Origin of the sequence: Kocuria sp. WRN011 (assembly GCF_002295155.1) — a bacterium.
Lineage (GTDB): Bacteria > Actinomycetota > Actinomycetes > Actinomycetales > Micrococcaceae > Kocuria > Kocuria carniphila.
The window spans coordinates 264,735-286,205 of the sequence record NZ_NSGI01000001.1 but is presented as its reverse complement, the minus strand read 5'-3'; the positions used below and the strand labels follow the sequence as shown (position 1 = coordinate 286,205).

Genomic DNA, 21,471 nt, shown 5'->3' with positions numbered 1-21,471 from the left:
CGGACTTAACGCTCACAAGGTCACAGTCAGGCAGTCTGACTAATCACTCAGAAATCGATACAATTGTGTGTTTGTGCGCGGGATTCCTCATCGGCGCTTGCCAGACAGCGCAGGACCCGCCCTACCTAGGAGTTGCACCCCTACTCGATTCCACGATTCATTCACTCGACGCCATGTCCAGGAGGACCGTCTTGAGCACGCCGCCACACTCTTCAGAGAACCAACCCGGTTCCAGTTCGACCGCGACCACCGAATCCCCCAACGGTGAGATCATCTACCGGGACAACCGAAGCCGTCCCCGCCGAATCTTCGACGAGCTGACATACCCCCACGGAATCCACCCGGCCTTGGTTCCGGGTGTTGGCGTGGAAGATCGCAAACTGTCCTTCGGTACCGACAAGGTGGTCTTTCTGGTCACCGCGGCCCTGATCCTGGGCTTCATCCTGTGGGGCATCCTCTCCACCGAGACCCTGACCAACGTCTCTTCCACGGCTTTGGCCTGGGTCACGGCCAACACCGGTTGGTTCTTCATCCTGCTCTCCACCGCGTCAGTGCTCTTCATGTTGGTCATCGGCTTCACTCGCACCGGCCGCATCAAGCTCGGCCGTGACAACGAGCCGCCCGAATACTCCTTCTTCTCCTGGCTCGCCATGCTCTTCGCTGCGGGCATGGGCATCGGCCTGATGTTCTACGGCGCTTTCGAGCCCATGACATATTTCGAAAGCGGCATCCCCGGCTTCGAGGGCGTGGCCGAGGCCGGCGACAACTCCATGGTCGTGTACTCCCTGGTCCAGACCGCCTTCCACTGGGCTCTCAACCCCTGGGCCATCTACGCCGTGGTGGGTGTCTCCGTGGCCTACGGCGCGTACCGCCGCGGCCGTGCACCGTTGATCTCCCGCATCTTCACGACTTTGCTGGGTCAGCGCCAGGTGGAGGGCACGCTCGGCAAGCTCATCGACGTGTTCGCCATCTTCGCAACTCTCTTCGGTACCGCTGCCTCCTTGGGCTTCGGCGCGATTCAGATTTCCCAAGGCCTGAACATCGTGGGCGGTATCGGCTCGGCCGGTAACTCGACAGCCATCGTGGTCATTTGCATTCTGTCGATCGCGTTCATCGTCTCGGCGGTGTCCGGTGTGTCCCGCGGTATTCGTTACCTCTCCAACACCAACCTGGTGCTGGCCTTCATCCTGGCCCTGTTCGTGTTTGTCGTGGGCCCCACGGTGTTCATGCTCAGTCTGATCCCGTCCGTGTTCTCGACCTACATCTCCGAGTACCTCTTCATGACCGGTCAGTCGGCCGCATGGGGCCCCGCCGCTGCTGAGTTCTCCAGCACCTGGACCGTGTACTACTGGGCTTGGTGGATGTCCTGGGCACCGTTCGTGGGCATGTTCATCGCCAAGATCTCCCGTGGCCGCACCATCCGTCAGTTCGTGACCGTGGTGCTCGTGGTCCCTGCTTCCGTGTGTGTCCTGTGGTTCATCGTCTTCGGCGGTTCGGCCATGTACTACGCGCAGAACGGTGCCAACCTGACCGTCGAGGACGGCGCCGAATCCATGCTGTTCGGACTACTGGACCAGCTGCCCCTCTCTGCCATCACCTCCGTGCTGGCCATGATCGTGATCGGCATCTTCTTCGTGACCAGTGCAGACTCCGCGTCCGTGGTCATGGGCACCATGACCCAGAAGGGCAAGCCGGTTCCGTCCAAGTGGATCGTGATCTTCTGGGGCCTGTGCCTGGCCGGCATCGCAATCGTGATGCTGCTGGTGGGCGGCGACAACGCCCTGGCCGGGATGCAGAACCTGGTGATCGTCTCCGCACTGCCGTTCGCCATCATCATGGCCGGCATGATGATCTCGCTGTTCAAGGATCTCCGGAAGGATCCGGCCACCCTGCGTTCGCGCTTCGCCGCATCTGCAGTGGACAAGGCCATTTCCACCGGGTTGGCCGAACACGGCGATGACTTCGCATTGCAGGTCGAGCATGCCGAGGGCCATCGCGCCGCCGGTCAGGACTTCGACTCGCACGATCCGTCGGTCACCGAGTGGTACCGCCAGACGGACGAGGACGGCAAGGAAATTCCGTTCGAGTACCAGACCGCGTGGTCTTCATCGCCAGTGGATGACATCGCGGAAACCACCCCGGATGACAAGGCCCCTTGGAAGCAGGGGAACGACTCAACCGACAAGTAACGACAAGCGGTGAGTCAGTAACCGCTCCATGATGGGGGCTTGGTGCCGATAGGTGCCGAGCCCCCATTTTTGTGGGCGGATCGTTCCGGAGCCGTCACATCGGTGCAAAGTTTCGTACAGTGGAGATCATGTTCAAAATCGTCACGGTGTGCACCGGCAACATCTGTCGTTCCCCCATGGCCCATGCCTTGCTCGATGCAGAGTTGACCAAAGAGGGTCTACAGGATCGGGTGAGCGTGATCTCCGCCGGCATCAGCGACGAGGAGCACGGCAATCCCGTGGACTCCCGCGCCGTCACCGTACTGTCCCGCAATAGCCTGGAGTTACCCGATCACCAGGCCCACCGCATCACCGACGACGAACTCCAGGACGCCGATCTGATGCTGGCCATGACGGCCGCGCACCAGACAGAGTTGCGCCGCCGGCTGGGCGATGATCAGGCCGATCAGGTGCGACTCATGCGCTCGTTCGGCGCGGAGGACATTGGCGACGACGAGCTGGATATCGCCGACCCCTGGTACGGCGACGCCGAGGACTTCGACCTCGCTTGGGAACAGATCCAGGCGGCGGTCCCGCACGTGGTTTCGGAAGTCTCGAAGAGGCTCAAGTCATCGTGATCGACCCCGAGGAAAATTTCGACGACGCCTTGTTCGCGGCCTATCCGGAAGGCGTGAACCTGGCACGGTTACTTCCAGTGCCCACGCAAAGACCGTTCATCATTGGCATTGACGGCCGCTCGGGGGCCGGGAAAACCACTCTGACCGCCCAGCTCGCGGCAGTGCTCGAACGCCGGCACGATGTCACGGTTTTCCACTTGGAGGACATTTATCCGGGCTGGAACGGCTTGGAACAGGGTATAGGCCAGTATGTGAATGAGGTTCTCAAACCCCTCCGCCGCGGCGAGGACGCCCATTGGACGGCGTGGGACTGGTTGACCAACGAACCTGGCACGCCGAGGCTTACCCGCGCTGCGGAGATCATTCTGGTCGAGGGCGTGGGTGCGTGTAATGATCTCGCCCGCCCGCTACTTAACTCGTCGGTGTGGGTCGAGCTCCCCGCCGCGCTGCGAAAAAAGCGGGCCATGGAGCGAGACGGCCGTTCCTACGAAAAATTCTGGGATGTCTGGGCCGAGCAGGAGCAGTCCTATCTTGCAGCGGATCCGGTCTGGGAGAACGCGGAAGTTCTGCACCCCGGGCCCGCCCCCGAGCTGACAGAATCCCCCGAGGACGGGCAGGGACAGTCGTGAGCGACGTTCAGCGCGCGGTCGTCATGATGGCTCCCGTGGATCAGGGGCCACAGTTGGTGGATCCCTCCCGGCCGCTCGTCCTCATCGACGATGAGGGCCTGACCCGCGGCGACGGCGTGTTCGAGACCATGCACGCCCTCAACGGTGAGGTCTACAAGTTCGGGGCGCACTACAGGCGGCTTTGCGCGTCCGCCCGCTTGGCTCAGCTCCCGGTGCCTTCGGAACAGTCCTGTCGGCAAGCCATTGAACTGGGGCTGGGGAACGCCGGACCCGGAGGCGATGCCGGACTGGGCGCCGAGCACGCAATCAAACTCAGCATCAGCCGCGGTGCCCCCGGTGGATCCCCATGGGCATGGCTCACGGTCACCCCGGTCGGCGAAGCCACGTTCGCGGTGCGGCGCAATGGCGTCTCCGCCGTGCTGCTGCAACGCGGTCACGATCCGGCGGAGGACTCCGGCTGCGCGTGGCTGCTCCCCGGCGCCAAGACGCTCTCTTACGCGGTCAACATGGCCGCGTTGCGGCACGCGCGGGATCTGGGTGCGGACGAGGCCATCTTCACGACCTCGACCGATCGCCGGGTACTCGAGGCGGCGACGTCGTCGGTGATCTGCGCGCGAACCGGCCACGGCGAACGCACCCTGGTGACCCCGGAACCATCGCACGGTATTCTGCCGGGCACCTCGCAGGCACGCATTTTCGCGGCGGCTCGCCAGGACGGGTGGCGCATCGACTACGGTCCGATCTACCCGGCGGACCTCCTGCGCGCCGACGCCGTATGGCTCACCTCGTCCGTGCGGCTCGCCGTGCCGGTGGTGCGCCTGGATCAACAACCGCTGCCCCACACTCGCGAGCTCACGGATTTGCTCACCGGCTACCTGGTCGGTCACTGACCCGCGGCACCTCGAATCGCCCCGGCAACACTGCTGGGTCACTCGGGTCGCCCATTAGCGGTTCGCAGGTGCCTGCGCCCGCGGAAGCCACGGCCTCGGTTACTGCCAAATGAACCGGTGCGTGCCCAGGAGCACGGATACCGAGAGGGCACCGACCGCAATCAGTACCGCGGCGCCGCCCGTGTAGAGGTCCACGCGCCCGTAGCGGGGCACCCGGGCCCATGTGCGCTTCCCGGCGCCGAACCCGCGCGCTTCCATGGTCATCGCCAACCGCGTGGCGCGACGCAGCGACTGGACCAGCAACGTGAACGCCTGACCGCCGAATTCCTTGGCCATCCCCACCGGCCCGCGGTCGTTACCGGCACCGCGGGCGCGCCGCGCCGAGGCCAGCACCGACCATTCCTTGACCATGACCTCCACCAGGCGCAGCGCGGCCAGGGAGGCCAGCACGAAACGTTCCGGCAACCGCAGGGTCTGCGCCAGACCGTCCGCCAGATCTGTGGGATCGGTGGTGAGCAACACCGTGATGCCGGGCAGCGCGATTGCTAAACCACGCAGAGCAATGGCCGCGCCGGCCGCCAGCGACCCCGTGGTCACGGTGATCCACCCCAGATTCAGGAGTACCGTGCCCCCCTCCGGGGACAGCATGGCCGTTCCCCAGCCGCTGATGAGCGCGGCCACGGTGATGGGCCAGAGGGTCAGCAAGAGGCGGAGCGGCTTCTGTCCCGCCGCGCTGAGCAGGAGCAACTGGCCCAGCAGCGCGATGCCGCTCGTGACGGGGTCCGCGCTCACCACCAGCACCGCGGTGATGAGCAGTGCGCCCAGCAGTTTGATCACCGCGTTGGAGCGACCCACGGGGCTGAACCGGGCGGTGTCCGCGATAGTAGTGACGCTCATGCTCCCAACCTCAGTTCCACGGCGTTGAGCGCCGTGATGAGTTCGCGATCGTGGGTCACGGCCACCACGGCGGTGCCGCGTTCCAGCTCTTCGACCAACATGTCGACCAGCTCGCGCCAGGTCTGGGCGTCCTGACCGAACGTGGGTTCGTCCAGGATGAGCACGTCGGGGGCGGAGGCCAGCACGGTGGCCACGGAGAGTCGCCGCTTTTGACCGCCGGAGAGCGTGAACGGATTGGCATCGGCAATGCCCCCGAGTCCCAGCCTGGCCAGGAGGGACTCGATTCGTTCCTCGTCCACACCCGGTCCCGCACCGCGGCGAGCTGCCTGGTGCGGGCCGTACTCCAGTTCCGCCCGCACGGTTGAGCACAGGAACTGGTGCTCGGGGTGTTGGAACACGCTGCCGATGCGGGTGATGAGTTCGGTCCCCTCCCACAGTGAGGGGTCCGCGGGCGCGTCCCCGGCGAGGGCCTTGGTGGCGTGAACGGTTCCCGCGCACGGCAACAATAGTCCCGCAAGGGTCAGTGCCAACGTGGACTTGCCCGCACCGTTCTCGCCCGTGATGGCCAGGGCCTGGCCTGCGCGCACGCTCAGGTCGATGTCCGCGGCCGCGGGAATCACATTCTTGTTGCGGTATATATCGGCCTGGGTGGGGGTTCCCTTGGCCCAGGCCTTCCGCTCCCGACGACGCCGCCGCGCCACCGTTCGCGAGCTCGGTTGCGTTCGACTCACGGCCAGTCCACGCGCCTCCAGCAGCGGGGTCGCCTGCTCATCGCGCGCCGGTGGTGCCATGGTGCGCGGTGTCCAGTTCGGAACCCACGTGCCTTGGCGTTGCAATAGCTCGCGGGCGTCTCCGAGGACTTCGCGCGTGGGGCCGTCGAAGGCCACCCGTCCATCGTCATTGAGCACGATCACGCGGTCCACCACGGACTCCCAGAGGCCGACCCGGTGTTCGACCACGATCATCGTGGTGCCGGATTGCGCCACGGCGCGTTCCACGGCGTCACGCAGTTCCGCTGCACCCTGCTCGTCCACACTGGCCGTGGGTTCGTCCAGCAGCAACAGTTGCGGGCGCATGGCCATGGTTCCGGCCAGCGCCAGGCGTTGCTTCTGCCCACCGGACAGCTCGGTCGTGGAGTGATCCAGCGGGAGATCCAACCCGACCTCGGCAAGAGCGGCGCCCACGCGGGCCCAGATCTGGTCGCGAGGTACGGCGAGATTCTCGAGGCCGAAAGCGACGTCGTCACCCACCCGCGCCAGGATCACCTGCGTCTCCGGGTCCTGGTGCATGAAGCCCACCGCCCCGCGAGCGTCACGCGGATCCACACCGTTGACGGTGAGTTCCCCCGATCGGGATTCCCCGTCCGGGTCCTGCTCGACCCCGGCCATCGCGTGCAGCAACGTTGACTTACCGGCCCCGGACGGGCCCAGGAGCAGCACTCGCTCGCCGGGTCGGATGTGCGCGCTGACCGAATTCAGGGACGGCTGTTCGCGTCCCGGGTAGTGCCACCCGAACTCCGTGAGCACCACCTCCGCCCCGCGCTGATCCACGGCCACGTGCGACGTCATCGCCGCGCTGCGCCCGACGCCAAGCCGTTGAGCACCCCCGTTTTCTGCAGCGCCCGGGTGACCAACCACATCAGAACACCGGCGATGATCGCACCGGACAACGTGGTCAGAGATGCGTAGACCACCTGCTGGTCCAGGGCCCATTCGAAGTTGTATATGATGTTCTCGCTGACGCCCATGAACAGCCCCGCCATCGCGCCACCGGCGGCAGCAACGGCCAAACCGAACTTTCGGTAACGGGTCAACAGGAACACGATCTCCACCGCAGCACCCTGCACCAGGCCGGAGATCACCACGGTCCATCCGAAGTGCGTGCCCAAGAATCCTTCGAGAACGGCCGCAAGCAGCTCACAGAAAACCGCGGCTCCGGGCTTGCGAATGACCAAGGCACCCAGAGTTCCGGCGATGAGCCAACCGCCGCCGATCAGGCCGGTGGCCGGTGGATAAGCCACCGCAGCGGTGGTTGCCACGGGGTACAGCAGGTTCGCCCACGCCCAGAAGACGACGGCGCACACGGCGGCCAATACCGCCGCCACCACGATGTCCACCACGCGCCATGACTTCTGAGGCGTACGGGTTGTCCTGGTCTTGACCTGTGTCATGTTTCATCCTCCTGATGAGTACAGGAGGGGAAAGAACCGCACACGGAACGTGCACGGGCCCTTTGAGATACTCGACTCCCTATCGCCGGAATGACCCGGATCAGGTTCGAGGGTCTGCGCTGGTGCGCACTCTCAGCGCCGCTCGGGCGCTCCCCTGTCGTTAGTAGCTCATCCTAGACCAGAACGTCAGATCACAAAAAGCGGCGGGGAGACGTTCGATGAACGCAACCCCGCCGCTTCCGACAGTTCAAAGACCTCAGATCTCGGACTGGGACGTATTGTCCTGGTCATTATCCGCGTTGATCTTGGCCATGGCGCGCTGTACGCCCACCTTGACCAGGGTGGTCACCAAACCGGTGAGGAGAGCCCACACGATGATGTCGCGCCAGGCCTCGTCCGGGTCCGGGTTCTTAGCCGGGGGCTCGTTGCCGGTGACCTTCTTCCACCCCGCGGTCAGGACCTTCGTGGCCACTGCGGTTCCGCCCAGCGATGCCGCGGTGCTGGCCAAATCAATTGCTTTGCTCATCGAACGCTCCTCTTCATGGTTCACAGTTCTTCACCAAGCATACGAACCACTTGGCGGTTCTACGACAACTTCAGCCCCTGCCGGGCCGAGATTTTTAATCCTCGCGCCGGGTGCTCGCGTAATCCACGACGTCCTTAAGGTCGTCCTGGGTGAGGTTCTCTTCGTGCAGGTGCTTGGACCGGTAGGCGGACCGCCCCACCATGTGGGCAGAGACGGGAACGGTCAGCAGCATGAACAACCAGGCCAGGATCAGCAACGGGATCATGGTGGGGTCCCGCCCCTCGATGGCCACCGCGGTCAACAACAACAGCAGGCCGAACACCTGGGGCTTGGTACCCGCGTGCATCCGGGACAGCAGGTCAGGGAAACGCACCAGACCAACGGCTGCCGCCAGAGACATCAGACAGCCCACCACCATGCACACCGCGGCCACGATATCCAGAATGAGTTCGAACGTCATGACTTCCCCGTTCCCACGTTGCGGGCCACGGTCACGGATCCCAAGAACCCGATGAGCGAGACAATGACCAACAGGAAAATGTTGTTCATGTGGTGGTTGTAGACCATCTCGATGGCCAAGGAGGCACCCACGATGGCCAGCAATACGTCGCTGGCAATGACTCGATCCAGCAGGGAGGGCCCCTTGGCCAGTCGGTATATGGCCCCGGCCGCAGCCAGTACCAGGAAGACCCCGCAGATCCATACTGCTATCTCGAACACGGCTTACTCCTCTCCCCGATCAGCCCGCTCAGCTGCCCCACCTGCGCGGTGCATCTGAGTGGATGGCGAATGAATCATGCCGGTCGTGGTCGTGTCATCGCCCTTGGACTCGTGCTTCAATTCCTTCAGCTGTTCCTTGGTGCCCATGATGCGAATCCAGGCGGCTTCGATCCTGAGTGCGGACTTGCGGAAGATCTCGGCCTGTTCTTCGTTCGATACGTCCAGAACGTGGAAGTACAGAATGCCCGACGCGCGATCCACCTCGATGACCAGGGAGCCCGGGATCAGGGCCATGGTGTGGCCCACCGCGGTCATCAGCAGGTCGTTGTTCTGCCGCAACTTCACACCCACCACGGCGTTGTGCACCTTGGGTCCCTGAATCAGAGCCAGCTTGAAGACGTGGAAACTAGCCTTGGCCACCTGCCAGATGAACGTTGCCACGAACACCGCGAAGTGGAGCACGTTGAAACGGCCGGACAGTGTGATGGGAGGCAAAGTGAGCGCGCGGGTCACGATCAGCGCAAGGATCAACCCGAACACTAGGTTTCCCAGACTCCAATCGCCCCACAGGGCACCCCACACCACGACCAACCACAACAGCAGCGGGATATCGGCGCGGAACGTGCTCTGGGAACGCTTCAGGGTGGGGGAAGTACTCACTGCGCCTCCTCGCTCACGCCACCCTGGCCCACCGGGGCGAAGACGGCATCGATGTAGCGGTCCGGGTTGATCAGGTTCTGCGAAGCGTTATCCGCCAAATCGAAGAGCGGCCCGGCGAAGACGGTCAACGCAACACCCACGATCACCAGCGCCGTGGTTGCGCCCACCATGAAGCTCGGCATGAGCACCACGGCGCCACGACCGGCAAAGGTGCTGGACTGGTCGCGGGATGCGGGCCCGGAAGTCCGCGGTCGCTTGCCGTCCACGGTGGTGGAGCGCAGCACGGGGTCCGGATACTCGGCGTCGTCCACGCTGCGCAGGAACACGCGGATCCACACGCGAATCAGGGCGAGCAGGGTCAGCAGCGACACGAACACGCTGACACCGACCAGCAGGTAATCCAGGCCGGTTCCGCGGGCAACGCCCGCTTCCAGGAGCCCCACCTTGCCCAGGAAGCCGGAGAACGGCGGAATGCCACCAAGGTTCAGGGCCGGGATCATGTACAGAATGCCGAGCAACGGTGAGATCTTGAGCATGCCCGCGAGGCGATCCACGTTGGTGGAGCCGCCACGCCGTTCGATCAGGCCAGCAACCAGGAACAGGCTGGTCTGGATCACGATGTGGTGGGCAATGTAATAGACCACTGCCGCCAACGCGGCCTCGGTCCCCACTGCGATGCCGAAGATCATGTACCCGATGTGACTGATCAGCGTGAACGAGAGCATACGTTTGATGTCGATCTGGGCCAGCGCACCCAGGATGCCCACCAGCATGGTGAGCAGGGCGACCCACATGAGTAGGTCGTTGATCTGTGTTCCGGGGAACAACAGGGTCTCGGTACGGATGATCGAGTAGACGCCCACCTTGGTCAACAGGCCCGCGAACACGGCGGTCACCGGTGCGGAGGCGGTCGGGTAGGAGTCGGGCAGCCAGAACGACAGCGGGAAGATTGCGGCCTTCACGCCGAACGCGATGAGCAGCATCAGGTGCAGCTGCATCTGGGTGCCCTGCGGCAGGTCCGCCAACTTCATGGACAGATCGGCCATGTTCACCGTGCCTGTGGCGCCGTAGATCATGCCGATCGAAATCAGGAACAGCACGGAGGAGATCACCGAGACCACCACGTAGGTGACGCCGGCACGGATGCGCTGCACGGTTCCGCCCATGGTCAGTAGCACGTAGGAGGCGGTCAGCAGGATCTCGAAACCCACGTACAAGTTGAACAGGTCTCCGGCGAGGAACGCGTTGGAGACACCGGCCACCAGGATCAAGAAGGTGGGGTAGAAGATCGAGATGGGGCCCTCGTCGTCGCCGTCGGCGACGCCCTCGCCCGCCGCGTAGATCAACACCGCCAAGGAAACGACCACGGAGACCACGAGCATCAGGGCGGACAGCTGGTCGACGACCATCACGATGCCGAAGGGTGCGGCCCAATCACCCAGGTGGATGGCCTGCGGGCCCTGGTTCCACACGGTGATCATGATCATCACGTTCAACGCCAGAGTCACGCTCATGGCACCGATCGTCACGAAGCGCTGCAACCGGTTCCGGTGCACGATCAACATGTTCATCGCGGCGCCCAGGAAGGGGATCACCACGGCCAGCGGAGCTAGCTGCGCGAAGTCATAGTTCATGATCGACCCTCCTCTCCGGTGTCCTCGGGTCCGTGACCCTCATGGCGATGGCCCTCTGCGTGTTCGACGTAGTCCGGTGATGAAGGGGCAGCCAGGTGCTGTGCTCGGTGATGTCCGGGGGACTCAGTGGCTTCCTCTTCGTTGTGACGTGGCCGTACGGGCGGAGTGTCCGAGTCGGTGAACTCGGAGGAGTCCTGGGGCATGGCGTCGTCGTCCTCGGCGTCGTAGGCGGACTGCTGTGCCACGCGACGGTCTTCAAGGTCGTCCTGGATCTCGTCGCGGCGGGCCAGGGTCCAGGAGCGGTAGATCATGCTCAGGATGAACGCCGTGGTGGCCAGCGAAATCACGATCGCGGTCAGGATCAACGCCTGCGGTAGGGGATCCGAGTACTCGGATCCGTCAAGATCCTTGTTGTAGAGCGGAGCGAATCCGGGGGTGCCACCCGCGTGCAGGATCAGTAGGTTGGTGGCGTTGGTCAAGAGCATGATGCCCAGCAACACGCGGGTCATGGAGCGTTCCAGGAGCAAGTACACGCCCACGGAGTACATCACGCCCATGACCACGAGCAATGTCAGGTTGACAGTCATCCCTGCACCTCCGTGGGGTTGCCACCCGTGGCCGAGGCTCCGGGTCCGTTGGACGTGGTTGCGGAAGCGGAGTCCCCCACGCGCTGCGCGGAGACGGACGGACCGCTGCGGGTCACGCGGATGCGAGAACCACCGCCCTTCTTGGTGGTGCCGTCGAAGGCCTCACGTTCCTTACGCTCGTCGATGCGCCCGCCCAACGAACGCAGGATGTCCAGGACCAGTCCGATCACGATCAGGTAGACACCGATGTCGAAGATCACGGAGGTCACGAATTTCACGTGGCCGAACACGATCATGTCCCACTCGAACGTGTAGCTCTGCATGACGGTGCCACCGAAAAGCACGGGCACGATCGAGTAGAGCGAGGCGATGGCCAGACCCGCACCGAGCATCCAACCGGCATTGACCGGGGTGGCCCGTTCCAGTTCGTAACGGCCGCCGGCCAGATAGCGCAGCGTGAGCGCCAGGGCGGCCATGAGGCCACCGGCAAAGCCGCCACCGGGGTCATTGTGCCCGGCGATCAGCAGGTAGATGGAGACCATCATGAAGGTGTGGAACAGCAACCGTGCGATCACTTCGAAGATGATGGAGCGCCGTTCGGGTGCCAGCGTCCGGCCGGCCAGGATGAACGGGTCGGCATCCGGGCGTGATGAGAAGCGACGGGCCAGATCCAGCTGCTCGGTGTTGACGTTCTGCGAATGGGCGGCCGCGTTCATCGTGCGGATCATCTTGAGTTCAGACGTGTCCAGCTGGTGCCGCTCGCTGCGCAACCTGTCGCCACGGCTCTTCACGAAGATCAACGAGGCGATGCCGGTGGCCGCCACGACCAGCACGGTGATCTCACCGAAGGTGTCCCACGCGCGGATGTCGACCAGGATCACGTTGACCACGTTGGCGCCGTCGCCCTCTTCGTAAGCCAGGCGAGGCAGGTCGAGCGAGATGCGCTCGGCGGAGCGGGACGAGATCGAGAAGGCCGCAAGGGCCATCATGAACAGCCCGAACGCCACGGCGAAGATCACGCGGAAGGCCTTGCGACCGGCGGGTCGGCGGTTCCACAGTGGACCGGGCAGCGAACGCAGCGCCAGCACGAAGGCCACCAGCATGATGGTCTCCACGAGCGTCTGGGTCAGCGCCAGGTCCGGGGCACCCTGCAGGGCGAAGATGAGCGCAAGGCCGTAACCGGTCACGGAAACGAGCAGCACCGCAAGGAACCGCTTGCCCGCGGTGAGCACCAACAGTGCCGCCACGATCATGGCAATGCCGGTGACCAACTGGCCCGGGGAATCCGCGTAGCGGGTGTCGGCCAACGGCGGGGTTTCGTACCAGAACAGCGCGATCAGGGGCACCACGATCGCGGTAACCAGGATGACCGACAGGTAGAACTTCAGCGAACCACGCTGTGTGCGACCGGTGACCCACACGGCCACCAGGTCCAGTGCGTTGACGATCTTTCGGTAAACGAAGTCACCGGTGGGAACCTCCGGCAGCCTGTCCTGGAACTGGCCCACGGGGCGGCGAGCGAAGTACAGCACCGCACCCAAGGCGATGATCAGCGCGGACAGGCCCAGGGCCACGGTGAATCCGTGCCACAGCACCAAGTGCACCCCGGATTCGGCGGCGTCGGAGAACTCCTCCTGATAGGGCTTGATACCGGCTTCCATGGGCTTGGGGTACAGACCGAACACTACGGTGAGGACTGCCAGAACGGCCGGGGCCAGGATGAAACCCCACGGGACCGGCTTGAAGTCACCGATGACCGACTGGCCATCCTCTGCGGTGTCCAGTTCGGAGAATTGTCCTGGCTTGCGGGCGAAGCCACCCCACATGAAGCGCGCGCTGTAGGCGAAGGTCAGGATGGAGCCGATGACCACGCCCACGAGCATGATCATGCCCAGGGGTTCCGCGCTGTGGTCCACGAGTGCGGTGAGCACGGCTTCCTTAGTCACGAAACCGAACAGCGGTGGCACACCCGCCATGGACGCGGCACCGATGAGCGAAACGACGAACAACTTGGGAGCACTGCGCCCCACACCCGAGAGCCTGCGGATGTCTCGCGTTCCGGCCTGGTGGTCGATGATGCCCACGCACAGGAACAGGGTGGCCTTGAACAGACCGTGGGCCATGACCATGCCCATGCCGGCCATGGCCGTGTCCGCGGAACCAAAACTGATGACCGCGGTGATGAAGCCCAACTGACTCACGGTGCCGTAGGCGAGGATGAGTTTGAGGTCGAACTGGCGCAGGGCCACCCAGCCGCCGAAGATCATGGTGGCCAGACCCAGGGAAACCGTGACCGGCAACCACCACTCGGTCGCGGCGAACCCCGGAGCGAAGCGTGCCACCAGGTAGATGCCGGCCTTGACCATGGCCGCAGCGTGCAGGTATGCGGAGACCGGCGTGGGTGCGGCCATGGCCGCGGGAAGCCAGAAGTGTGTGGGGAACAGCGCGGACTTGGAGATCGCGCCGGCCAGGATCAGGATAATGGCCACGTTGAGGGTGGCGGACGTCGCCATCAGTTCCGGGGCGGCGTCGACAATCTGTGAGACGCGGTAGGTCCCCGCAGCCTCGCCCAGCATGATCATGCCCACGAGCATCGCCAGGCCACCCGCGGTGGTGATCACGAGCGCCTGCAACGCGGCGCGACGAGCGGCGAGCTTGGTGCGCGAGTAGCTGATCAGCAGGAACGACAGGACCGAGGTGATTTCCCAGAAGACGAAGAGCACCAGGAGGTCGTCCGCGGTGACCAGACCGAACATGGCCCCGGCGAACGCCACGAGCTGCGCTGCGAAGGCCCCGATCCCGTCCGCATCGGACTTGAAGTACAGCGCACAGTAAATCAACACGAGTGCGCCCACACCCAGGATCAGCAGGCTCATCATGTAGGCGAGCGCGTCCATGCGGAAGGCCAGGGTGATCCCCAGCTGCGGGATCCACTCGAGGGTGCTGTACCACTCGCCGGATTCACCGTAGACGCGGGGAGTTTGAGTGAACAGCCAAATCAACGAACCAAGGGGCACCAGTGCCAAGGCGTAGAAGCCGGATCGTCCGGTTCGTTTGAGGATCGCTGGCGCACACAGGGCTGCAAGGCCGTGGAGGAGCAGCACAGCGAGCATAGAAACCTAAACCTCTCTGGAGGTCACAAATAGCATGGACATGACCCCCACGAAAGGCACGGTTCTACCCAGGCGGACGGGCCGGAAGATTCCTGCCAATCCTAACAAAGCGCATAGATGACACGTCCACATTTTCCTCTGGGTGAACCGAGGAACGAAAAGCTCGCGCGCCACCCCGTTAATTCTTTACCCGCGGGTCACATCTGGGCCCTAGGGTGGGGGCCATGACCACTCAAGCCCGGGAGACCGTGGGAACGCGCGCACAGGTCCTCGCCTGGTGCTTGTGGGACACGGGATCCTCAGCGTTCCACGCGATCATGCTCACCTTCGTGTTCACCGTGTACCTGACAAGTTCGTCCTTCGGCTCACCCGAGCACACGTCTGCCGTGCTGAGCGCGGGCATGGCCATCGCGGGCTTCTTCATCGCCCTGACCGCCCCGTTGATCGGGCAGCGCTCGGACGCACCTCGCTCCCGTTCCCGCTTCTTGGGTGTCAACACGGTGTTGCTGGCGCTCTTCACGGGCCTCGCGTTCTTCGCCCGCCCCGAGCCGTCCTTCCTGATCTTCGGTGTCGCAATGATCGCCATCGCCAGCATCGTGGCCGAGTTCGCCGAGGTCAGTTACAACGCCATGCTCCCCGGTCTGGCCGGCCCCCGGAAGATCGGTGCGGTTTCCGGTTGGGGCTGGGGTGCCGGCTACTTGGGCGGCATCGTGGCGTTGGCGTTCGTGCTCTTCGGCTTCGTCCAGCCCGGTTTTCTGGGGATCGCCACCGAGGACGCCCTCAATTACCGTTCTGTGGCCCTGTTCAGCGCCGTGTGGGTTCTGGTGTTCTCACTGCCCCTGATGCTGCGCGCTCGCAGCATGCCCTACCGCCCACTCGAGATCGACGACGACGACGCCTCACCCGCCCCGCGCCGCGGCATCTTGGCCTCGTACAGAGATTTGTTCCGCACCATTGCCAGGGTCTGGCGCCGTTCCCCCGCCACCGTCTACTTTTTGCTCTCCTCCGCCATCTTCCGCGACGGGCTCGCCGGTATCTTCACGTTCGGCGGCGTTCTTGCGGCGGGTACCTTTGGTTTTTCGATGTCCGAGGTCATCATTTTCGCGGTGGTCGCCAATATCGCCGCAGCGCTCGGCGCGATCGTGGGCGGCAAGTTCGACGACGCCGCCGGCCCCCGTGCCGTGATCGTCGTGTCGCTGCTCGGCATCATGGTCGCGGGTTCCGTCTTGTTGTTCTGGGAGGGCTCCACCGCGTTCTGGGTGTGCGGCCTGGCGCTGTGCTTGTTCGTGGGACCTGCTCAAGCGGCGTCGCGAACCTACCTGGGCCGACTGACCCCGTCCGGTCGGGACGGCGAGATGTACGGCCTCTACGCGACCACGGGCCGAGCGGTGAGCTTCCTGGCGCCCACGATGTTCGGTATTTTCGTCACCGCCTTCGGCGCCCAGATCTGGGGCATCCTGGGGATCCTGAGCGTGGTGGGAGTGGGACTGGTCCTGCTGCTGTTCACACCCAAGCCGCCCAAGGGCTTCACGACCGTTCAGGCCTGATCGGCGGGGCGATCGTCATATCCGTCGAGACGCATATGAACGTCGGCCCAAGAATCGGCACGTTACTCGACCGGCGAGCGGTGAAAATTCACGTGGCTCCGTGAGGCCGTAGGGCCACGCTGTCCCTGATACCGGTTCCCGTAGGCCCCGCTGCCGTACGGATGCTCCGCCGCGGACGAGAGCTGGAAGAAGCACAGCTGCCCCACCTTGGAGCCGGGCCACAGCTTGATGGGCAGCGTGGCCATGTTGGACAGCTCCAGTGTGACGTGCCCGGAGAAACCCGGATCAATGAACCCCGCGGTGGAGTGCGTGAGCAGGCCCAACCTACCCAGGGAGGATTTGCCCTCGAGTCTCGCGGCGACGTCGTCGGGGAGTGTGACCTTCTCGTACGTGGCACCCAGGACGAACTCGCCGGGGTGCAGAACGAACGGTTCCTGGGGATCCACCTCGATCAACCGTGTGAGCTCGGGCTGTTCCTGGGCGGGATCGATGTGTGCGTACTTGTGGTTGTCGAACAACCGGAACCACCGGTCCAGGCGCACGTCCACACTGGCGGGCTGGATCATGGCTGGGTCGTACGGTTCCAGCCGCACACGGCCGGAATCCATGAGGCTGCGAATGTCACGATCGGAGATGAGCACGCTTACACGGTAGTGCACCGGTACCGGTCACAGAGGTTTCATCATGACCACCCGCGCGGCAGGATCCAGTCCTTGCGCGGTTTCACGGTCGACCACAGCACGCAGCTCCGGGGACCACTCTCCCTCCGGCAGTTCGCGGAAGCCCAGGCGCGCGTAGTAGGGCGCGTTCCACGGAACGTCTCGGAACGTGGTCAGGGACAGTCCGTCCAAGCCTTGGGTCTCGGCCCAATCACCCACGGTGTCGATGAGGGCCGCACCAATGCGCCGCCCGGCCAGCCTGGGGTGAACCGAAACCTGCGCGATGTGGGCATTGGCCCCGATCAGCTCGACAGCGCAGTACGCGGCCGGCTCTCCGGCGTCGTCGGTCGCGACCCATAACCGGCCCGCTCGTTGGAAGCCACCCAGCCAGGTCAGACTGGGCGGGACGTCCAGTGCGATCTCAGGCATGCCAACGTCCTCGAAGATCTTGCCCGCGGCCACTTCCACAGCTGGGAGCGAAATCAGGTCACGCTGATCGGCTGGCCGGATCATGGGCGCTCCTACCTCGTGGTTCGGGGGCCTGGGAAGAAAGTCCCCGCTGAAGTTGTTGTAGACTCGGTGGCGTTCAATCGGGCCGTTAGGTCTGATTGGTGCAACGCGCGGCTGTAGCTCAATGGTAGAGCGCACGCTTCCCAAGCCTGATACGCGGGTTCGATTCCCGTCAGCCGCTCCATATCGCGCCACCACCCCGGGAAACCTTTCGAGGACCCGGGGTTCGTGTTACTTATTGCACGCGTCGAGGAGCACCCATGCTGCGCACCATGTTTACCGGCAAGATCCACCGAGCAACCGTGACCCAGGCCGACCTGCACTACGTGGGATCCGTGACCGTCGACCAGGACCTCCTGGATGCGGCCAATATCCTTCCGGGCGAGCAGGTCTCCATCGTGGACATCGACAACGGTGCCCGTCTTGAGACGTACACGATCGCCGGCGAGCGCGGCAGCGGTGTGGTCGGAATCAACGGCGCCGCAGCCCACCTGGTGCACCCGGGCGACCTGGTGATCCTGATTTCCTACGGGCTCATGGACACCGCGGAAGCCCAGAATTACAACCCCCACGTGGTGCACGTGGACGAGAACAACAAGATCGTGGCCCTGGGCTCGGACCCCGCGGATGCCGTCACCGGTGACATGGTGCGCCCGCCACAGGCGCGCGATCACACCGAAGCCCAGGAAGACGCCGCTGTAGCGGCACTGTAGCCACGGCGGTGGCTCCCGGACCTTCTCTCCCGCGAGGAGAACAGCACCCGAACTTCGTTGCAGAGGGGACTCGCCCGTGAGCGGCGTGTTTTCCGGATTCTTCATCATCTGGGCCGTGATCGGGGTGGGATTCCTGGTGGGCCGCTCGGGCTTCCTGGGTCCGCACGGGCAAGTGGTGCTGTCCAAGCTCTCGTTCTACGTGGCCTCACCGCCGCTGCTGTTCCTCACCATTTCGCAGGCGGACATCGCCCAGATGTTTTCCGCTCCCCTCTTGATCGCAGCCGTCTCCGCATGGGTCACCATGCTGTTGTATGCGGCCGTTGCCCGCTTCGCCCTCAAGCGCGACGCCGCCACCGTGGTGATGGGGTCACAGGCCGCCGCGCAGGTCAACGCCGCCAATCTGGGTATCCCCATTGCGATGTTCGTGTTGGGGGACGCGTCTCAGGTGGCCCCCGTGATGCTGTTCCAGCTGGCCGTCAATTCACCGCTGTACCTCACGATCATGGACACGCTCACGGACGGTCACCGGCCCACTCCGTGGTCGATCATCAAGAACACCTTCACCAATCCCCTGATCGTGGGATCACTGCTGGGCATCCTGTTCGGTGCGACCGGATGGCAGTTACCCGACCTGGTCCTACAACCCATTGAGCTGGTGGCCGGTGCGAGTATCCCCGCCATGCTGCTGGCTTTCGGCATGTCCCTGGTGGGCTCGCGTCCCCTGTCCGACAAGCGTGAGCGCACCGACGCCTTGATCGCCTCGTTCGCGAAACTCTTCATCCACCCCGCCCTGGCACTGTTCCTGGGGCTACTCCTCGGCTTGGACGGCCACGTCCTCTACGCCGCGGTGATCATGGCGTCATTGCCCACCGCTCAAAATCTTTACGTGGCGGCGGTACGGTATAACCGCGCAACCACTGTGAGCCGTGACACAGTATTGGTCACCACAGTGTTCTCGATGGTCACCATGGCAATCATTGCCGTTGTGCTTTCGTGACCGCGTCGGTCAGTCGGTGTGAAATACCCCACCAATAGACTGAGTAAAAGCTGAGCAGCCTGATGGCCCTCCTCGGGTCCACGGGCTCACTGCCCAGTGCATGACCTTGCCACAGGGGAGGAAACATAGTGAAAGCCACTCACACACCACGTACGGCGCGGAGGGGGCGCCGGATCCGAAGCGCTGCGGCGCTCGCGGGCGCGTCGGCAATGTTGCTGACGGCGTGCGGTTCGCAAGAATCGGGTCCGCCCACGCTCACGTGGTACATCAACCCGGACGACGGCGGACAGGCCGAGATCGCGGAACAGTGCTCCGCGGCGTCGGACGGGAAGTACAAGATCGAAACGTCGCTGTTGCCCCGCGATGCATCGTCGCAGCGCGAGCAGTTGGCCCGTCGCCTGGCCGCCGGTGACACCTCAATGGACATCATGAGCCTGGATCCGCCGTTCGTGCCCGAACTCGCCGAGCCCGGGTTCCTGGCCAAGCCGCCGGCGGATGTTGTCGAACGGACCACGGCGGACACGTTGGAAGGCCCGCTCGAGGGCGCCAAGTGGAACGGTGAGGTCGTGGCCGTTCCGTTCTGGGCCAACACTCAACTGCTCTGGTACCGCGAGTCGGTCGCCGAGGCTGCTGGTTTGGACATGTCCAAGCCCGTCACGTGGGATCAAATCATTGATGCCGCACGCACTCAGGACAAGTACCTGGGTGTGCAGGGAACCCAAGCGGAGTCCATGACCGTGTGGGTCAACGGGCTGGTTGCCTCGGCCGGTGGCGAGATCATCACCGCCGGCGAAGAGGGCCAGGACGCGGACATCACCCTGGACACCAAGGCCGGCGAGAAGGCCGCGGACATCGTGGGCACCATTGGCAAGGAGGGCCTGGGTGGACCTGGGCTTCCGACCCAGGACGAGAACTCCTCCATGATCCAGTTCCAGGGGGACAAGGGCTCGTTCATGGTGAACTGGCCGTTCGTCTGGGCGGCGTCCAACGGCGCCGTGGAAGAAGGGTCGCTGGACAAGGCGGTCGTGGACGACATCGGTTGGGCCCAGTGGCCCCGCGTCAATGCCGACACCCCGTCCGCTCCGCCCCTGGGTGGCATCAACATTGGTGTCGGTGCCGACTCCCAGAATCAGGAGCTCGCATGGGAGGCCGTTGAATGCATTGTCACTCCCGAACACCAGTCCCAGTACTTCGCGACCAACGGCAACCCGCCGTCCTCCGCGAAGGCCTTCGACGACGCCGCGGTGCGCGAGGCGTACCCGCAGGCGCCGGTCATCCGGGAATCTCTGGACAACGCAGCACCTCGCCCGCAGACTCCGTACTACAACGAGATTTCCACCGCTATCCAGCAGGAGTGGACGCCCCCGCAGAGCGTGAACGAAAACACTCCCAAGGAGACCACTGCCTTTATTGAGCAAGTCCTGAAGGGAGATGCGCTGCTGTGAGTTCAACAGTCGACTCTTCAACCCAAGCACCTCAGACGACCCAAGCGCCCAAGCGCAAGCGGCAGATCTCGGACCGCGTACGGGCAGAACGCAAACTTGGCTGGCTCCTGGCCGGCCCGGCGTTCATCATCATGTTGTTGGTGACCCTGTACCCCATTGTGCAGGCCATCTACGACTCCTTGTTCTCCTTCCGCCTCACTGCACCCGGTGACAAGGAATTCGTGTTCCTGGGCAACTACGCCACGGTCTTCTCGGACGGACTGTTCTGGCGAGACCTGGGTGTCACCCTGTTGATCACCGTGGTCACTGTGCTCGTGGAACTGGTGCTGGGTCTTGCGCTCGCGCTGGTCATGCACAGCGCAATCAAGTCCACCCGTGGCCTGCTGCGCACCGCGATCCTGGTGCCCTACGGCATCATCACCGTGGTGTCCGCATTCGCGTGGTTCTACGCGTTCGACATCACCACCGGTTACGTGAACAACTGGTTCGACTGGGTGCCCGGTATCGGCCCCGATTTCAACTGGTTCGCTTCGCAGGGCCCGGCGTTGAGCGTGATCATGGCGTCCGAGATCTGGAAGACCACGCCGTTCATCTCGCTGCTGCTGCTCTCAGGGCTGGCACAGGTTCCGGGTGAACTTTCCGAGGCGGCCCGCGTGGACGGCGCTTCCGCGTGGCAGCGCCTGACCAAGGTGATCCTGCCGAACATGAAGGCCGCCATCATGGTCGCCGTGGTGTTCCGCGCGCTGGACGCGTTCCGTATCTTCGACAACATTTTCATCATGACCCAGGGCCAGTACGGCACGGAGGCGCTCTCGCTGCTCGCGTATCGAACCTCCATCGGACGCCTGGAAATTGGCCTCGGCTCGGCGATCTCCGTGATCTTGTTCCTGTGCGTGATGCTCATAGCATTCACCGCGATCAAGGTCTTCAAGGTGGATCTGGCCGGCTCTGGGAAGGGTAGGTAAACC

At 64.0% G+C, this 21,471-nt stretch carries 21 protein-coding genes, 1 tRNA gene and 1 riboswitch; of the genes, 10 read left to right on the top strand and 12 right to left on the bottom strand.

Going from position 1 to position 21,471, the window contains the following annotated elements:
• Positions 1-191 precede the first annotated feature (191 nt).
• From CKW39_RS01340 to CKW39_RS01325, 4 genes are all read left to right on the top strand, one after another.
• A complete protein-coding gene (locus CKW39_RS01340) occupies positions 192-2,189 on the top strand; it encodes a BCCT family transporter (RefSeq protein ID WP_095796383.1) in 1,998 nt (665 codons plus the stop codon).
• Between the two features lie 128 nt (positions 2,190-2,317).
• Positions 2,318-2,806, top strand: a complete 489-nt coding sequence (locus CKW39_RS01335) for a low molecular weight protein-tyrosine-phosphatase (RefSeq protein ID WP_254049219.1) — start codon at positions 2,318-2,320, stop codon at positions 2,804-2,806.
• Positions 2,737-3,435, top strand: a complete 699-nt coding sequence (locus CKW39_RS01330; RefSeq protein WP_254049218.1) for a uridine kinase — start codon at positions 2,737-2,739, stop codon at positions 3,433-3,435. Before CKW39_RS01335 ends, CKW39_RS01330 begins: the two co-directional genes overlap by 70 nt.
• The gene (locus CKW39_RS01325; RefSeq protein ID WP_254049217.1) at positions 3,432-4,325 is read left to right on the top strand and encodes an aminotransferase class IV; all 894 of its coding nucleotides are present in this window, start codon (positions 3,432-3,434) and stop codon (positions 4,323-4,325) included. Before CKW39_RS01330 ends, CKW39_RS01325 begins: the two co-directional genes overlap by 4 nt.
• Positions 4,326-4,424: 99 nt before the next feature.
• On the opposite strand, the gene CKW39_RS01320 is transcribed toward CKW39_RS01325, so the two are convergent.
• The 10 genes from CKW39_RS01320 to CKW39_RS01275 form a co-directional block, all read right to left on the bottom strand.
• Positions 4,425-5,222, bottom strand: a complete 798-nt coding sequence (locus CKW39_RS01320; RefSeq protein ID WP_095796381.1) for an energy-coupling factor transporter transmembrane protein EcfT — start codon at positions 5,220-5,222, stop codon at positions 4,425-4,427.
• Positions 5,219-6,790 carry an ABC transporter ATP-binding protein gene (locus CKW39_RS01315; RefSeq protein ID WP_095796380.1) on the bottom strand — a complete coding sequence of 524 codons (1,572 nt, stop codon included), beginning with the start codon at positions 6,788-6,790 and terminating at the stop codon, positions 5,219-5,221. The genes CKW39_RS01320 and CKW39_RS01315 overlap by 4 nt, the downstream gene beginning before the upstream one ends.
• Positions 6,787-7,392, bottom strand: coding sequence for an ECF transporter S component (locus CKW39_RS01310; protein ID WP_095796379.1), 606 nt, complete (start codon positions 7,390-7,392; stop codon positions 6,787-6,789). The genes CKW39_RS01315 and CKW39_RS01310 overlap by 4 nt, the downstream gene beginning before the upstream one ends.
• Positions 7,393-7,451: 59 nt before the next feature.
• Positions 7,452-7,558: riboswitch (TPP riboswitch) on the bottom strand.
• 90 nt (positions 7,559-7,648) lie between these two features.
• A complete protein-coding gene (locus CKW39_RS01305) occupies positions 7,649-7,918 on the bottom strand; it encodes a DUF4235 domain-containing protein (protein ID WP_254049216.1) in 270 nt (89 codons plus the stop codon).
• Between the two features lie 94 nt (positions 7,919-8,012).
• Positions 8,013-8,378 carry a monovalent cation/H(+) antiporter subunit G gene (gene mnhG / locus CKW39_RS01300; RefSeq protein ID WP_095796377.1) on the bottom strand — a complete coding sequence of 122 codons (366 nt, stop codon included), beginning with the start codon at positions 8,376-8,378 and terminating at the stop codon, positions 8,013-8,015.
• Positions 8,375-8,638, bottom strand: coding sequence for a monovalent cation/H+ antiporter complex subunit F (locus CKW39_RS01295; RefSeq protein WP_095796376.1), 264 nt, complete (start codon positions 8,636-8,638; stop codon positions 8,375-8,377). The genes mnhG and CKW39_RS01295 overlap by 4 nt, the downstream gene beginning before the upstream one ends.
• Before the next feature lie 3 nt (positions 8,639-8,641).
• Entirely contained in the window at positions 8,642-9,298 is a 657-nt protein-coding gene (locus CKW39_RS01290) for a Na+/H+ antiporter subunit E (protein WP_095796375.1), read from the bottom strand.
• Positions 9,295-10,932 carry a Na+/H+ antiporter subunit D gene (locus CKW39_RS01285; RefSeq protein ID WP_095796374.1) on the bottom strand — a complete coding sequence of 546 codons (1,638 nt, stop codon included), beginning with the start codon at positions 10,930-10,932 and terminating at the stop codon, positions 9,295-9,297. Before CKW39_RS01285 ends, CKW39_RS01290 begins: the two co-directional genes overlap by 4 nt.
• Positions 10,929-11,519: a Na(+)/H(+) antiporter subunit C gene (locus CKW39_RS01280; RefSeq protein ID WP_095796373.1), complete on the bottom strand. Its 591-nt coding sequence runs from the start codon at positions 11,517-11,519 to the stop codon at positions 10,929-10,931. The genes CKW39_RS01285 and CKW39_RS01280 overlap by 4 nt, the downstream gene beginning before the upstream one ends.
• A complete protein-coding gene (locus tag CKW39_RS01275) occupies positions 11,516-14,632 on the bottom strand; it encodes a Na+/H+ antiporter subunit A (protein WP_095796372.1) in 3,117 nt (1,038 codons plus the stop codon). The genes CKW39_RS01280 and CKW39_RS01275 overlap by 4 nt, the downstream gene beginning before the upstream one ends.
• A 224-nt stretch (positions 14,633-14,856) precedes the next feature.
• Here CKW39_RS01275 and CKW39_RS01270 point away from each other — a divergent pair, with 224 nt between their 5' ends.
• Complete coding sequence (locus tag CKW39_RS01270) at positions 14,857-16,179, top strand: MFS transporter (protein WP_095796371.1); 1,323 nt, start codon at positions 14,857-14,859, stop codon at positions 16,177-16,179.
• A gap of 62 nt (positions 16,180-16,241) precedes the next feature.
• Here CKW39_RS01270 and dcd read toward each other — a convergent pair whose 3' ends face one another.
• Both dcd and CKW39_RS01260 read right to left on the bottom strand, forming a co-directional pair.
• Positions 16,242-16,820, bottom strand: a complete 579-nt coding sequence (gene dcd, locus CKW39_RS01265; protein WP_095796635.1) for a dCTP deaminase — start codon at positions 16,818-16,820, stop codon at positions 16,242-16,244.
• 27 nt (positions 16,821-16,847) lie between these two features.
• Positions 16,848-17,351, bottom strand: a complete 504-nt coding sequence (locus CKW39_RS01260; protein WP_095796370.1) for a GNAT family N-acetyltransferase — start codon at positions 17,349-17,351, stop codon at positions 16,848-16,850.
• Between the two features lie 107 nt (positions 17,352-17,458).
• On the opposite strand from CKW39_RS01260, the gene CKW39_RS01255 reads away from it, so the two are divergent.
• From CKW39_RS01255 to CKW39_RS01235, 5 genes are all read left to right on the top strand, one after another.
• A tRNA-Gly gene (locus tag CKW39_RS01255) sits at positions 17,459-17,532 on the top strand.
• A gap of 76 nt (positions 17,533-17,608) precedes the next feature.
• Positions 17,609-18,061, top strand: a complete 453-nt coding sequence (panD, locus tag CKW39_RS01250) for an aspartate 1-decarboxylase (RefSeq protein WP_095796369.1) — start codon at positions 17,609-17,611, stop codon at positions 18,059-18,061.
• A gap of 76 nt (positions 18,062-18,137) precedes the next feature.
• A complete protein-coding gene (locus CKW39_RS01245; protein ID WP_095796368.1) occupies positions 18,138-19,058 on the top strand; it encodes an AEC family transporter in 921 nt (306 codons plus the stop codon).
• Between the two features lie 128 nt (positions 19,059-19,186).
• On the top strand, positions 19,187-20,503 hold the full coding sequence (locus tag CKW39_RS01240; RefSeq protein ID WP_371514520.1) for an extracellular solute-binding protein: 1,317 nt from the start codon (positions 19,187-19,189) through the stop codon (positions 20,501-20,503).
• Positions 20,500-21,468 (top strand): carbohydrate ABC transporter permease, encoded by a 969-nt coding sequence (locus CKW39_RS01235; protein ID WP_095796366.1) that lies wholly within the window; start codon positions 20,500-20,502, stop codon positions 21,466-21,468. The genes CKW39_RS01240 and CKW39_RS01235 overlap by 4 nt, the downstream gene beginning before the upstream one ends.
• Positions 21,469-21,471: the final 3 nt, after the last annotated feature.